Below are 14,029 nucleotides of genomic sequence, written 5' to 3'. Positions count from 1 at the left end.
ATATAAGCGGCTTTTTTTGGTCTATTGCTTTTGGTTTAATATAAATCTAGTTAAGCGACATACGTTATGTGTTTGTTAAGCTGGCAACGGCCTGAATTAAGGCGGATTTCCGAGAGTCGCAGAATGCATTGTGCGGTAATCGGCTTAATACGCCCAGTTTTTCAAGTCGTTCGGTGGTTTGTCCGTTGGGGCTAAAGATAAAAACGGCGCAGTCTGCTTCTATCGCGTCTTTGATGGCGTTCTCTAATGCAAGGCCTATCGTTAGGTCCATCATAGGGACTGCACTTAGATCCAATACTACGGCCTTGTAGTTATGTATTCGATTGTGGTGTTTTGCAATGGCCTTACTTGCACCAAAGATCATTGGGCCGGACAAGTAGAAAAGCAGTACTTTTCCGTCTGCTTGATCTAGTAATGCTTTTTCATCTTCAGATAGTGGGATGTCATCATCAGCATCGCTTATCGCTTTTACATTTCCTGATTGTAGTCGGCTGAGTTTCTCTATGGTCATGATATTGGCAATGAAAACGCCGATTCCCACCGCAACCATAAGATCAACAGATACAGTTAACGCCATAACGCCATACATAATGATAGTTGGCGATAGGGCGATTTTGTGAGCGCGTTTCAAAAAACTCCAGTCGAGAATGTTGATCCCTACATACAGAGCGATACCAGCAAGCACAGCCATTGGAATTGGGCTGATTAGTTCGGATGCTCCAAGTACAACCAATAGTAGAATTAAGGCTCTGGTAATACCTGCAAGTGGTGATTTGCCACCAGACTGTATATTAACCACAGTTCCCATAGTTGCACCGGCGCCAGGAAGGCCGCCGAGTAGCCCAGAGAAGAAATTGGCTGTGCCTTGGCCGATAAGCTCTCGATTCGAATCATGCTCTTTACGCGTTAGACTGTCAGCAATAACAGCAGTTAATAAAGTGTCAATGCAGCCTAGGGTGCCAAGCACCAAACCATTGATGATCATCTCTATAAATACAGAACGTTCAAAAGTAGGCCAGTGAATGGATGGCAAACCAGATGGAATAACGCCAATGCGACGAACATCCGAGTCGCTAAATAGCACAACAGAAACAAGTGTTATTGCGACTAAGGCAACAAGTTGAGGAGGGACGTAGCGACGCCAGTGTTTAGGAAGATAAAAAAGGACACCTAACGTTAACAGCCCTAAAAATAATTCTGAAAACTTCAAATTCATTATAAGGTTTGGTAGTGCGCTTAATGTTCCCATTACGCCGCCGGATGGAGATGGGTGTCCTAGAAATGGGGCGATTTGCAAGATAATCAATATAATACCAATGCCAGACATAAAGCCTGATATAACGCTGTACGGCATTAGTGTGATGTATTTGCCTAGTTTGAGATAACCTAGTGTAATTTGAAATAGGCCTGCGATCATCACCACGGTAAAGGCCATAGCCACACCGCCTTCTGGGCTGCTAGCCATCATGCTTGTGAGTACAGCTGTCATGATGACAGTCATTGGTCCAGTTGGCTCTGAAATGAGGCTGGTTGAACCGCCAAATACTGCAGCAAAAAGGCCAACGAGTATGGCACCCCAGAGTCCTGCTTCTGCTCCAGCGCCTGATGCAACGCCAAATGCCAATGCTAGAGGTAGTGAAACAATAGCGGTGGTTGCCCCGCCAAATAAATCGCCCACTAGAGTCCAGTCTTTAAAGCGAGAGAAATCAATTATCATTGTATATTTACCTGTCCGTTATTTATGTTCAAATCAATCCTTTGAAATATTCCATAATGCTTTGTTTGCAAAAGAGCCCGCGTTATGCGGGCTCTTTGTATTTTCTTAGAGAGGTTGTAGTGTTTATTCTACATTGGCTTCTGAAGTTGATTCAGAGCCATTTTCTTCTTCTCGCGCAATCCTAGGGTCATTTTTTACACGACCTACTGATGCGCGTCGGCGTGAAGAGGTAGCGTTGCGTTTTTCTTCTTGCTCTAAACGAAGCTTTTCTTGCTGAGCCAAAATAGCAGCTGGTAATTCTACTGGAGCTTTGGCTTCTGTGTTTGCTTGTTTAGTTGCTGGTTTGCCGCGTCCACGACGAGGAGTTCGAGTTGAGCGGCCAGTGTTCTCTGGTTTCTCTTCTGTTGTCTCTTCGGTTGCTGAATCCACTTCTGCTGTTTTTACTGTGGTTTCAGCTGGCGGAGTCGCTTCCTGTTTAGCTTCTACTTCAACTGTCTTGACTTCCTGTGCTTCGGCTTTTGTTTCATCCGTTACACTTGCCTCTTCTGTTGGCGCAACCGTAGTTGTTTCAGGTTGAGCTTCGCCTGATTTGATTGCAGCGTCTGCTTCAGGTTGCTCTACTTGATTTGCTTCTGGTGTCGTAACTGTTTTTTGCTCAGTCTTAGCTGGCTCTGTTGCCTCAGATGCAGTCTCAGGTGTCTCTTGCTCAATTTTACGCATTTGAGCTTTTACTGACATCTTAGGTTTTGCAGGTTTGGCTTTAGGGGTTTCGTCTTTAGCTTCTTCTGTTGCTTGCTGGGTATCAATAGATGGTACTTCTTCAGCTTCAATAGCTTCAGTTTTCTCTGTTTCTATAGTCTCAACTTTATCCTCAGAGGCTGATTCTGTTGTCGCGCTTTCTTCTGATTTTGATTCAACTTCTGTTTCTGCATGCTTAACTTCGGAAGTGGTTGATTTTGCTTCTTCCGTTTGAGCTGCTGCAACGTCAGTAGATTGTGTTTCATCGGTTGTAGATTCAACATTTTCTTGCTGTGCGTTGTTTTCTTCTTTTTGTGGGCGACGTGAACGACGTGAGCGACGTGAACGGCGTTGAGGTTCATCACCGTTTTCGTTGCTTTCGACTTCAGTATTTTGAGCCGCTTCTACTAGAGCTGCATCTTCTTGCTCTTGTAGTTTTGTTGCTTCTAATGCTTCGTCTTTTAATTTGCCATTGCGACGACGGTTGTCATTACGATCACGTTTACGCTCTTTAACTTCAGGAACTTCTTTCTGAGGTTGGCGTGGCGCTGCTTTTACAGCCGCTTCTTGCTTTTCCACTCTTGGCTCTTGAGTTTCTTGCTTATTACTACGGTTGTTGCGGCGGTTATTGTTACTGCCTTTCGTGCCAGCTTCAGCTTGCTCTCGGCGCGATTGGCGGGTTGAGCGATTCTTTTCAGCTGTATTGTTGTCGTCACGATCTGCATTTTGATGCTTAACGTTACGTTTGTTTCTGTTTACACGATTGCCATTAGGCTTGCTTGACGTATCGCGATCTTTTGGCGCTGGTGTTGCAACTGGACTGGTTTTACTCACCGTTTTTGATTTTGGCTTGCTTTGGGGTTCGCCAAACAAGGCTGTCATGATACGTTTAAGCAGGCTTGGTTTAGCTTGTGTGCTTGTGCTTTTAGCTGCTTTTGGTGTCGCGGCTGATGGTGCAGTGTGCTCAGGCGCTGGAGCTTTAGGAGCAATACTTGTTACGGCAGCTTGTGGACGAACGTTTTCATTCGCTTTGCGAGGCTCGTAAGGTGGTTGCTCTGGCGTTTCTACCAAGGAGTAGCTGTTTTCGTTTTGCATCACAACAGTGCTGTCATCGCGAATGCGCTCTACTTCAAAGTGCGGTGTTTCCATATGAGGATTTGGCACAAGGATGATATGAACGTTATTGCGTTTTTCAATTTTAGCAATGTTGGTACGTTTCTCGTTTAGCAAGAAGGTGGCAACAGATACTGGTAAAACAGCACGGATTTGAGCGGTGCGCTCTTTGGAGCATTCTTCTTCGATTAAGCGAAGTACAGAAAGTGCTAGAGATTCGACGTCACGGATGAATCCTTGGCCATTACAGCGAGGACATACGATGCCACTGGTTTCACCAAGAGAGGGGCGTAAACGCTGACGTGACATTTCTAACAAGCCGAAGCGAGAAATACGACCGAGTTGAACACGAGCACGATCCGCTTCTAGTGCGTTCTTCATGCGGGTTTCAACTTCTTTTTGGTTACGCACGGGTGTCATATCGATGAAGTCGATTACAACCAAGCCACCAATGTCGCGAAGACGTAGCTGACGAGCAATTTCATCTGCCGCTTCTACGTTGGTTTGCAGTGCTGTTTCTTCGATGTCTCCGCCTTTTGTGGCGCGGGCTGAGTTGATATCGATAGAAACTAATGCTTCTGTAGGATCAATAACGATAGAGCCGCCAGAAGGTAGGCGAACTTCACGCTGGAAAGCCGTTTCGATCTGAGTTTCGATCTGGAAACGGTTAAACAGAGGAGTTGAGTCGGTATACATTTTAATGCGCGACTTAAAGTGCGGCATTACTTGCATGACGAAGTTGATCGCGTCTTGGTAGGCGCTTTTCTCATCAATCAGTACTTCGCCAATGTCTTCACGTAAGTAATCGCGAATGGCGCGGATGACGATGTTGCTTTCTTGATAGATTAAGAAAGGAGCAGGTTTTTCAGACGCGGCTTTGGTAATGGATGACCATAGAGTATCAAGGTAATCCAAATCCCACTGTAATTCTTCAGTTGAGCGACCAACACCAGCGGTACGAACAATAAGACCACCATTTTCTGGTGTATTCAAACCTGACATGGCTTCTTTAAGGTGCGATCTGTCATCACCGTCGATGCGGCGAGAAATACCACCAGCGCGAGGGTTGTTTGGCATCAGAACCAAATAACGGCCCGCTAAGCTAACGAAGGTCGTTAGTGCTGCGCCTTTGTTACCACGTTCTTCTTTGTCCACTTGAACGATCACTTCTTGACCTTCGCTTAACACATCTTTGATGTTAATTCGGCCGTCGTGGTTCGATTTTTTGGAAAAGTAGGTTTTGGAGATTTCTTTTAAAGGTAGGAATCCGTGGCGATCTGCGCCGAAGTCAACAAAAGCAGCTTCTAGACTCGGCTCAATGCGAGTGATGCGACCTTTATATATATTTGACTTCTTCTGTTCGCGTGAACCGGATTCGATGTCTAGATCATATAGACGTTGACCGTCTACTAGGGCGACGCGCAACTCTTCTTGTTGAGTTGCATTGATAAGCATTCTAATCATTATATGTGTGAACTCTGTTAGCTGATACGAAAGAGTCACAACAGTGATAGGGTAACCATTAATAAATCTGACTCAGAATTAGAGCAAGTCATTCAGTGTTCTCTGGCGAGAGGAGTACGCGATTCGTTTATTTTATCTTAAACGCTTTTGTGCGGTCGCTGCCGTGATCAATACTAAATAGTCTCTTTAACCGGTCTCGTTTCTTTGCTTTTACGAAACAACGCGAACGCGTGGCCTAGCAATTTTAATGAGAGTTCCTTCCACTGAAGCGGATTTTTCCGAATCATGCGGTTTATTATTTAAGATTAACTGTTACAGAGGTAAGATAGGGGGCCAAAGTGTCGCTTCGGCAATTGTCATTCAATTCTTGCATCTTATCTTCGAGGTGTTTTGTTGCCTCTTACCCTTTGCGAATGTGAATATAACAGTAAAAACTAAGTGCTTCAATTATAAAGGAAACCAATCTTAGCTTATGTCGGACTCAGAACTAAAATCAGCAGAGCGTCCCGCGGTTCGTTACGTCACGATTGACGACAATAATACGGGTCAGCGAATCGATAATTTTTTGGTTACCTTTTTAAAGGGTGTTCCGAAAGGCAAGATTTACAACTTACTTAGGAAGGGGGAAATACGCGTTAATAAGAAGCGAACTAAACCTGATTACCGCCTTCAAAATGAAGATGTTGTGCGTATTGCGCCGATTGTGATTGCACCAGAATCAGATAAGCCTGTTTTGTCAGATCGTTTGAAAAGCGAGATAGAATCTCGCATTGTCTATGAAGACAAAGGGTTGATTGTTGTTAACAAGCCGTCGGGCTTGGCTGTGCATGGCGGCAGTGGTTTGAGTTTTGGTTTGGTTGAGGTGATTCGCCAAATGCGACCATTAGAGAAATTTATTGAGCTTGTTCATCGACTTGACCGTGATACTTCTGGCTTGATCATGATCGCGAAGAAACGCGCCGTTCTAAAGGAATTGCATACGGCTTTACGTGAAAAAGAAGGCGTACAAAAAACTTACCTTGCTTTGGTTTATGGAAGCTGGCCTAAAAGAAAATTGCAAGTGAACGCGCCTTTATTAAAAAATGAGCTGCAATCTGGTGAGCGTATTGTCAGAGTGCATACTGACGGAAAAGAGAGTTTGACTCGATTTAAGTTGGTTCGACAGTTTGAAGGTTATAGTTTGGTTGAATGTGAACCGGTAACAGGGCGTACCCATCAGATTCGAGTTCATACACTGCATGCGGGTTATCCGATTGTGGGCGATGAAAAGTATTCGCCGGCTGAATCTTTAAAAGAAACAAAAGCCCTTGGCTTTAAACGCTTATGTCTGCACGCGACGAAATTAGACATTATGTTAAATGGTGAGCGCATGTTGTTTGAGGCGCCGCTAGATAAAGAATGGCAAACTCTAATGAACGAGAAATTGACAGGGATTTTTTCTTAACTTTTTGTCGTTTTTGAATCATTAAATAAAAAGACTTGCTGAGGCAGGTCTTTTTTTTAGCTTATTTTTAGTGAATCTTGCTTCTGTGATGTGTATCACCTTTTCCTAATGCTAAATGCCCTAACATGTCAGGGTGATTCCCTTGTTTTTAATAGGGAAACTTTTTCTAAAATGAAAGGATTTTTCATGAAAGCCTCTGATATCCGGACAATTCCGGGACTCATTTCTATTTTTATCACGCTGTTAATCTGGTTTGTTGTGCCTGTGCCTGATGGTGTATCTGCTAATGCTTGGCATTTGCTGGCTTTATTTGTTGGTACTGTGGTCGCCATTATAGGGAAGGCGATGCCAATTGGCGCACTCGCGATTTTGGCGATTACTTTAGTGGCGCTAACTGGCGTGACAAGCGATACGCCTGCTGGTGCGATTAAAGATGCACTAAGTGGTTTTTCGAATTCTCTGATTTGGTTGATCGGTATTGCAATTGTTATTTCGCGTGGTTTAGCAAAAACAGGGCTTGGGAATCGTATCGGTTACTACTTTATTTCCTTGTTTGGTAAAAAAACCATTGGTATCGGCTACGCCTTGGCTATTTCAGAATTGGTTATCGCACCGGTAACGCCAAGTAATACCGCACGGGGTGGCGGTATAATTCATCCGATTATGAAATCCATTGCCACTAGTTTTGGTTCTTCACCCGAGGAGGGGACTTCTCGAAAGATTGGTCATTACCTTGCCTTGGTTAATTACCATATCAATCCGATTACCTCGGCCATGTTCATTACAGCAACAGCACCCAACCCCTTAATTGTTAAATTAATCTCTGATGCCACTGGTGCTAATATTAGTATTACTTGGGGAACATGGGCATTAGCAGCACTTTTGCCTGGCTTGGTGTGTATTGCGCTTGTGCCTCTGGTTATTTATGCAATCTACTCTCCTGAGATAAAAAGCACGCCAGATGCAAGGATTTACGCGAAGTCTAAACTCGCCGAAATGGGGCCTATGTCTTATGGTGAGAAAGTCATGGTGGCGGTGTTTGCTCTTTTATTGATTCTTTGGGCTGGTATTCCGGCGATGTTATTCGGTGCGGGCTTCGCAGTGAATACAACGGCAGTGGCTTTTTTAGGTTTGTCTGTTTTATTAGTGACAGGCGTTTTAAGTTGGGATGATGTACTTAAAGAAAAATCTGCATGGGACACGGTTGTTTGGTTTTCTGCTTTGGTGATGATGGCCACTTTTTTAAACAAGCTTGGTTTAGTGCAATGGTTTTCAACTGTGGTGGAAAGCAATATTGAGCATTTGGGATTTGATTGGGCTATTTCCGTTGTTATTTTGGTAGCCATTTATTTTTATGTACATTATTTCTTTGCAAGCACGACAGCGCATATTACCGCCATGTTTGCGGCTTTTTATGCTGCCGGTTTAGCGTTAGGTGCACCACCTTTGTATCTTGGTTTGTTGCTCGCAGGCGCTTCTTCTTTAATGATGTCATTGACTCATTACGCTACTGGGACATCGCCAATCATCTTCGGATCTGGTTATGTATCCATGGAAGATTGGTGGATCATGGGCTTTATTATGAGTATCGTGAACTTAACAGTGTGGGGAATTGTTGGCGGGCTTTGGTGGAAGGTATTGGGTTACTGGTAAACGTTAATCAAAGGTTTATATGTGAAAGAGCCAGCTATTTCTGATAGAAATAGCTGGCTCTTTTTTATTTGATTTCTGGTGCTAAGTGATGTGATGGCTAAATTTTAAAGCGATCTGTCAATGATTTGAGTTGATGGCTTAATGTTCTTAAGTTACTGACTGCTTTTACAGATTCCATCGAGTCATCCGCTGTTTTGTCGGCTAGTTGACGAACGTTTTCGACATTTTTATTAATTTCTTCAGAAACTTGAGACTGCTCTTCCGACGCGGTTGCAATCTGTATTCCCATATCTTGGATGCTGCTCATTTTCTCACTGATTTTAGAAAACAGGTCCAAAACCTCTTTGGCTTTTGTGGCGTTGTCGTTAGATGAATCACGGCTTTTCAGCATATTGTCTAAGGACTCTTGAGCGCCACTTTGTAGTTCGATGATTAAGTCTTCAATTTCCTTTGCCGAACTTTGTGTTCTGCTTGCAAGACCACGTACTTCATCGGCGACAACAGCAAATCCACGGCCGGCTTCGCCAGCTCGTGCCGCTTCGATCGCGGCGTTTAGGGCGAGGAGATTGGTTTGTTCAGCAACGGATTTGATAACTTCAAGGACATTACCGACATTGTCAGTACGTTCTTTAAGGTGAGCCATGGCTTCGCTCGTAATGCCTAGATTTTTTGCTAAAGACTCTGTGGATGAAACGGTATTTGTAACGATCTGATTACCTTGTGATACCATTTTTTCGGTTTCTGTTGTGGCTTCAGATGCTATCTCTGTATTGCGAGCAACCTCTGCGACTGTTGATAACATTTCATTAATAGCTGTGGCCACTTGATCTGTCTCATCTTTTTGGGACAGCATCATCTTTTGACCTTGCTTTGAAATGGCTTCTAGTTGTTCGCTGGTTGAACTTAGATTTAGAACACCAGAAACGACTTCGGAAATAAGTTTGTTCAGTGTAACGCTCATTTCTCCGATTGTGTTGTACAGTAAGCCGAGTTCATCTTTACGATCAGTTTTTAATGTTTGTGTTAAGTCACCTTCAGCAATCTTTTTAACCGCGTTCATCACTTCATGCGTAGGCTTGACGATAACGTTCCTGATTAGCATGGCAAAGAAAATACCAAGGAAAATAGCAATAGCAGTGACTGAGAGCAAAACCGTAATGACTTGTTGGCTGTCTTCTACGCTTTTCTTTTCTTGTTGAACGGTGAGTGCATCAATGTTGTCATTCATATTAGATGACAACATCATTAACTCTTGCCTTTTTTCGGTGAGTGCAGAATTGATAACAGGGTTGCTTTTACCAAGTTCAGCGTATTGGTCTAATAAAGACAAAACTTTCTGCTGGTTGGTTTGAAGATCACTAGGAAGTTGTAACGCTTTGGTGGAATCAATGATGTTTTGAAAATCTTTGAGCACTAAATCCAATGGAATATTTTGTTTGCTATTGATGTATTCATTAATAGTAAAGATGAATGCATACATTTTTCTAGAAACATCGAGTGCTTGGGATAAGGTTTCTCTATCACTATTCTGCCGAAGCTTCGCAATGATGATATCGTATTGTTCGAAGATATTGTTTCGAAAACCATCTGCTTTTACATCAATGGCCGTCCATTTTTTTTGTGTCTCAGTGAGTTCTATTAGTGTTTTTTTATAGCTATCAAGGTCCTCTTTTGTATTTTTTACAAGAGCAATAGCATCTTTACCTGTATACAAGCTTTGCCCATCTTGTAAAATTGAGTCTAGTTGTTTAAGTAGATTCAGTATTGTAGCTTTATGCTCGTCTGTTCCTGAGTCAAATAAGTCTTTTCTGGCGATTTGAATATCTACGACAGTGTCATCCAGATTGTTTGCTAATTTAACTTTTTTTGCACGGTCTAAAAGTGAATAGACGCCTGATGTGCCCGCTGCACCGACAATAAGAAGAAGTATCAACACCGTGCCAAAACCAAGACCTAGCTTGGTTCCTATTTGCCTATTTTCTAAAAATTTTTTCATTAAGATGCTTCCTTGAGTCTACCTGCTATAGATTTATATCGTGGGGGGGATATCTTTTTGATCTTACTTTATTCTTATTTTGTATGAAAACGGTTACGCGGATGTATGATAAGGAAAACAACATTTAAACGCAGTGTAAAAATGAGAAGAGAATGTGCAAGTTTGTTGCCGAAGGATCTGATACTTATGAGCATGAGCATGAGCATGAGCATGAGCATGAGCATGAGCATGAGTATGAGTATGAGTATGAGTATGAGTATGGATATTGATGGTTTCTATTTAGCGTGTGAAAAAATGCTCGTTAATTCTTTTTTGGTACTGATAGGTGGTCGTGCCTAAGGATTTTTTAAAGCATCTATTCATATGGCTTTGATCACAGAACCCGCTTTCTAATGCTACTTGAACGGGGTCTTGCCCGGACTTAAGTAAAGTTTTGGCTCTTAATATTCTGGCCTGAATTTGATACTGATGTGGCGTGATACCAAATGAAGATTGAAATTGTCGAATTAGGTGGTATTTGCTGATACGGCTGATTTGAGAGAGTTTTTCTAGGCTGATTTCTTGGTTGGCGTAGGCATGAATATAGTCTTTTATATAGTTTAATGCCTGTGTTGCTTTCTTGTGTTGATTGACTGGACTGTTTAGCGTCGAATTGAGAGTCAATTGTACGAAAAAATTATAAACCAATGTTTCCATCATCAGCTTTGATGGCATGTTGGTGGAGAGTAAAAAAATTTGATGAAATTGCTTGATCAGTTTTTGATCGTGAATAATGGGATGATGAAAATAGGGTGCACTTTTCGATTTCTGCGTTAAATCACTTAAAAGCTCATCGAACAATTCTGGCGTGGGATACATGGCTCGATAACCCCAGCCATTCTCTGAAGCAGAATGGCCAGTATGAACCGAATCCGCATTAACAATCACTAAACTGCCAGTCCCGGAAGTGTGGTTTTCTCCTTCACTAAAAAAGCTCTGTGCGCCATGTTCAATGACGCCAATGGCGTAACCTTCGTGTATATGTTTTGCAAAATGCTGATCTTTAAAGTCAGCATGAACGCATTCTATTCCGTTGTAACAATCCAAGTTAAAATAGTGCGAGCCTTGTGATCTTGCCATTGAATTCCCTATAAATTGCGTAACTGTGTATTGCTAATGTTGATGCGTTGATCATAAAAGCGCAATTTTATCCTATAAGCAAATTTTTCCAAGACGATAATAGATGCCTGTTTTAAGGAGTGTTTATGTTTGATGTTGGAAACGATACTTTTTTGTATTACATAGTAACTTGTTTAATTGCGGCCGGTACGCCGGGACCAGGAACTCTTGCTGTATTGAATTCTGCTTTGTTCTTTGGGGTCAGGCGAACATTGCCTTTAATGTTAGGTATTGTATTTGGCATGGGGGTTGTAGCGGTGGCAACTGTAACGGGCCTAAGTGCGTTAGTTTTACATTCGACCTTAGCTTTTGCTGTCATCAAGTACGTTGGCGGTTTGTATATCGGCTATTTGGGAGTTCGTATTTTGTGGCCTTTATTTAACAGTAAACAAGAAGAGGTGAAGTCGCAAAGGCCAGAGAAAAAAATGACATTCGTAACCGGTGTTGTTTTGTCTATTTTTAATCCAAAAACCTTGGTGTTTTTCACGGCTCTGCTTCCTGCTTTTATTCATCAGGAGAGTAGTGTGGTTTCACAGACTGCAACTCTGACGCTGATTTTATTGCTTTGTACTTTTCTTGTACATTTAACCTACAGCAAGTTATGTGGCTATGTGTCTGATTTCTTTGTACGACATATGAAGTGGGCGGATGCCATTACAGGTACGATGTTTGTCTGTTTTTCAATCGCCGTTTTGTTGTTGTCTTAACGTGTATTTATTATGATGCGTAAAATAGTTGATTGTATCAATTAAGCAAGGAGTAATATTGTGACGGTAAAGCAATTTTGGATCGATCCCTATCAGACTGAATTGACGACAATTATTACTCATATTGATGGCAATCAGATTCAGCTAGCTAAAACCATTTTTTATGCTGAGTCTGGCGGTCAAGAAAGTGATATCGGTAGCATCGGTGGTTATGATGTCGTTAAGGCGGAAAAAATCGGTAAGTCTATTCTGTATTGATAACTTCGCGCAAGTTCCTTGTGGTGGAACGCATGTTAAAAGCACGAGAGAGCTTGGAAGCATTAGGTTAAAAAGAAAGAACGTCGGTAAAGGTAAAGAGCGAGTAGAAATTTATCTGGTTTGAGTACAGATAATAGATAAAGAAAAGGGCAACCAGATGGTTACCCTTTTCGTGAGACTGTAACTAATTTTGTGTAACTACCTATCACAACATATTCTATAGAGAATTAAGGATAGGTAGATGCAAATGAACCAAAAAGAACTGGAAGCCTTCGCAAAAGAAGCCGCCAAAGGCATTAAAACGCCTGAGGATCTTAACGAATTTAGCCAAATGCTGAAGAAGATTACCGTTGAGGCGGCCTTGAATGCAGAGATGGATGAGCATCTGGGTTACGAGAGACATCAAAAATCCTCGTCAACCAACAGTCGTAATGGTAAGAACAGTAAGCGTATTAAGACGGAAGATGGTGAGTTTGAACTGGATACGCCTCGTGACCGCGAAGGTTCTTTTGAACCAAAGCTGGTCAAAAAGCACCAATCCCGCTTTACTTCCATGGACGATAAAATCCTATGGCTCTACGCGCAAGGTATGAGCACCCGAGACATCGTCAATGCCTTCGATGAATGGTACGGTGCTGAGATATCTCCGACACTGGTATCACGTGTTACCAACGCGGTGATCGAGCAAGTAACTGAATGGCAAGCACGCCCCTTGGATGCCATCTATCCCATTGTGTATCTTGATTGTATTGTGTTGAAAATCCGCCAAGATAAGCGTGTTATCAATAAATCGATTTTCTTGGCACTCGGTATCAACACCGACGGTCATAAAGAACTCATGGGCATGTGGATTGCTGAGAACGAAGGGGCTAAGTTCTGGCTAAACGTCCTCACTGAGCTTCAGCAGCGTGGTGTAGAAGATATTCTCATCGCTTGTGTTGATGGTCTAAAAGGCTTCCCAGAAGCCATCAATGCCGTTTTCCCACAAACCAGCATTCAACTGTGTATCGTGCATATGGTACGCAACTCATTGAAGTATGTATCATGGAAAGACTACAAAGCGGTGACGGCGGACTTAAAGCAAGTTTACCGCTCTGCAACGGAAGAAGAAGCCTTGTTGGAGTTAGATCGTTTCGCAGGCGTCTGGGACGATCAATACCCGCAAATCACCAAATCGTGGCGCAATCACTGGCATAATCTTAATACACTGTTTAGTTACCCTGACGATATCCGCAAAGCGATCTACACAACGAACGCTATTGAATCACTGAACAGTGTCATCCGTAGAGCCATTAAAAAACGTAAAGTCTTCCCAAGCGACGATTCTGCGAGGAAAATGGTTTATCTTGCCATTAGAGAGGCCAGTAAAAAATGGACAATGCCCATTCAAAACTGGCGCCAAGCGATGAGTCGATTTATTATTGAGTTCGAGGAGCGACTCGAAAAGCACCTTAACTAAATGGTAGTTACACAGAATCTGTTACAGGGTCAAAGATTGCTTTCTTTAACGTAAATATAGCTAGCAACTTCTTTACGCTTACTTGGTAAATGCCTTTTTAGTATCAACGCTCTTTTAAAAGTTTTTCCTCCTGTCAGATTTTGTGCGCTTTTATCTGCAGCCATCTTGGCATCAAAATCCCCACATTCTGCAAATATTAGGCTAGAAATACTCAAGCCCATAAGCAGGCAAATCACCTGATTTAATTTAAAGATATTGAGTCCCATCATTGTTTTTTTAGGGCATTCGCCTGTAAGAATAAATGCTTATACGATACCGTCAG

Annotated in this window: 11 protein-coding genes; 6 read left to right on the top strand and 5 right to left on the bottom strand. The window is 42.5% G+C overall.

Annotated features, from left to right (window positions below; all coding sequences use genetic code 11):
* Positions 1-64: 64 nt before the first annotated feature.
* Both ACO05V_RS13240 and rne read right to left on the bottom strand, forming a co-directional pair.
* Complete coding sequence (locus ACO05V_RS13240) at positions 65-1,717, bottom strand: SulP family inorganic anion transporter (protein WP_421852157.1); 1,653 nt, start codon at positions 1,715-1,717, stop codon at positions 65-67.
* 123 nt (positions 1,718-1,840) lie between these two features.
* Positions 1,841-5,032, bottom strand: coding sequence for a ribonuclease E (gene rne, locus ACO05V_RS13235; protein WP_421852154.1), 3,192 nt, complete (start codon positions 5,030-5,032; stop codon positions 1,841-1,843).
* A 472-nt stretch (positions 5,033-5,504) separates the two neighbouring features.
* Between rne and rluC the strand changes: the two genes are divergently transcribed.
* Positions 5,505-6,476: a 23S rRNA pseudouridine(955/2504/2580) synthase RluC gene (gene rluC, locus ACO05V_RS13230; protein WP_421852151.1), complete on the top strand. Its 972-nt coding sequence runs from the start codon at positions 5,505-5,507 to the stop codon at positions 6,474-6,476.
* A gap of 186 nt (positions 6,477-6,662) precedes the next feature.
* Positions 6,663-8,129, top strand: coding sequence for an anion permease (locus ACO05V_RS13225; RefSeq protein ID WP_421852148.1), 1,467 nt, complete (start codon positions 6,663-6,665; stop codon positions 8,127-8,129).
* 97 nt (positions 8,130-8,226) lie between these two features.
* Here the strand turns inward: ACO05V_RS13225 and ACO05V_RS13220 are convergent, their stop codons facing one another.
* The gene (locus ACO05V_RS13220) at positions 8,227-10,125 is read right to left on the bottom strand and encodes a HAMP domain-containing methyl-accepting chemotaxis protein (protein WP_421852145.1); all 1,899 of its coding nucleotides are present in this window, start codon (positions 10,123-10,125) and stop codon (positions 8,227-8,229) included.
* A 279-nt stretch (positions 10,126-10,404) separates the two neighbouring features.
* Positions 10,405-11,244, bottom strand: a complete 840-nt coding sequence (locus ACO05V_RS13215; protein WP_421852142.1) for an AraC family ligand binding domain-containing protein — start codon at positions 11,242-11,244, stop codon at positions 10,405-10,407.
* A 125-nt stretch (positions 11,245-11,369) separates the two neighbouring features.
* Between ACO05V_RS13215 and ACO05V_RS13210 the strand changes: the two genes are divergently transcribed.
* From ACO05V_RS13210 to ACO05V_RS13195, 4 genes are all read left to right on the top strand, one after another.
* Positions 11,370-11,990, top strand: coding sequence for a LysE family translocator (locus tag ACO05V_RS13210; RefSeq protein WP_421852139.1), 621 nt, complete (start codon positions 11,370-11,372; stop codon positions 11,988-11,990).
* Between the two features lie 60 nt (positions 11,991-12,050).
* Entirely contained in the window at positions 12,051-12,248 is a 198-nt protein-coding gene (locus ACO05V_RS13205; protein ID WP_421852136.1) for a hypothetical protein, read from the top strand.
* The gene (locus tag ACO05V_RS13200; RefSeq protein ID WP_421852133.1) at positions 12,154-12,372 is read left to right on the top strand and encodes a hypothetical protein; all 219 of its coding nucleotides are present in this window, start codon (positions 12,154-12,156) and stop codon (positions 12,370-12,372) included. Before ACO05V_RS13205 ends, ACO05V_RS13200 begins: the two co-directional genes overlap by 95 nt.
* Before the next feature lie 123 nt (positions 12,373-12,495).
* Complete coding sequence (locus ACO05V_RS13195) at positions 12,496-13,707, top strand: IS256 family transposase (RefSeq protein ID WP_338269659.1); 1,212 nt, start codon at positions 12,496-12,498, stop codon at positions 13,705-13,707.
* Between the two features lie 29 nt (positions 13,708-13,736).
* On the opposite strand, the gene ACO05V_RS13190 is transcribed toward ACO05V_RS13195, so the two are convergent.
* Complete coding sequence (locus ACO05V_RS13190) at positions 13,737-13,976, bottom strand: hypothetical protein (RefSeq protein ID WP_421852130.1); 240 nt, start codon at positions 13,974-13,976, stop codon at positions 13,737-13,739.
* Positions 13,977-14,029: the final 53 nt, after the last annotated feature.

The organism is Marinomonas sp. (assembly GCF_965225885.1).
Classification (GTDB): domain Bacteria; phylum Pseudomonadota; class Gammaproteobacteria; order Pseudomonadales; family Marinomonadaceae; genus Marinomonas.
Note: the sequence above shows the minus strand (reverse complement) of the source record. Positions and strands in the feature narration are given on the sequence as shown.

Coding starts and splice junctions, on each gene's coding strand:
- ACO05V_RS13240 (WP_421852157.1), bottom strand. CDS start 1,717: ATGATAATTGATTTCTCTCGCTTTAAAGACTGGACTCTAGTGGGCGAT.
- rluC (WP_421852151.1), top strand. CDS start 5,505: ATGTCGGACTCAGAACTAAAATCAGCAGAGCGTCCCGCGGTTCGTTAC.
- ACO05V_RS13210 (WP_421852139.1), top strand. CDS start 11,370: ATGTTTGATGTTGGAAACGATACTTTTTTGTATTACATAGTAACTTGT.
- ACO05V_RS13200 (WP_421852133.1), top strand. CDS start 12,154: ATGCTGAGTCTGGCGGTCAAGAAAGTGATATCGGTAGCATCGGTGGTT.
- ACO05V_RS13215 (WP_421852142.1), bottom strand. CDS start 11,244: ATGGCAAGATCACAAGGCTCGCACTATTTTAACTTGGATTGTTACAAC.
- ACO05V_RS13195 (WP_338269659.1), top strand. CDS start 12,496: ATGAACCAAAAAGAACTGGAAGCCTTCGCAAAAGAAGCCGCCAAAGGC.
- ACO05V_RS13220 (WP_421852145.1), bottom strand. CDS start 10,125: ATGAAAAAATTTTTAGAAAATAGGCAAATAGGAACCAAGCTAGGTCTT.
- rne (WP_421852154.1), bottom strand. CDS start 5,032: ATGATTAGAATGCTTATCAATGCAACTCAACAAGAAGAGTTGCGCGTC.
- ACO05V_RS13225 (WP_421852148.1), top strand. CDS start 6,663: ATGAAAGCCTCTGATATCCGGACAATTCCGGGACTCATTTCTATTTTT.
- ACO05V_RS13190 (WP_421852130.1), bottom strand. CDS start 13,976: ATGATGGGACTCAATATCTTTAAATTAAATCAGGTGATTTGCCTGCTT.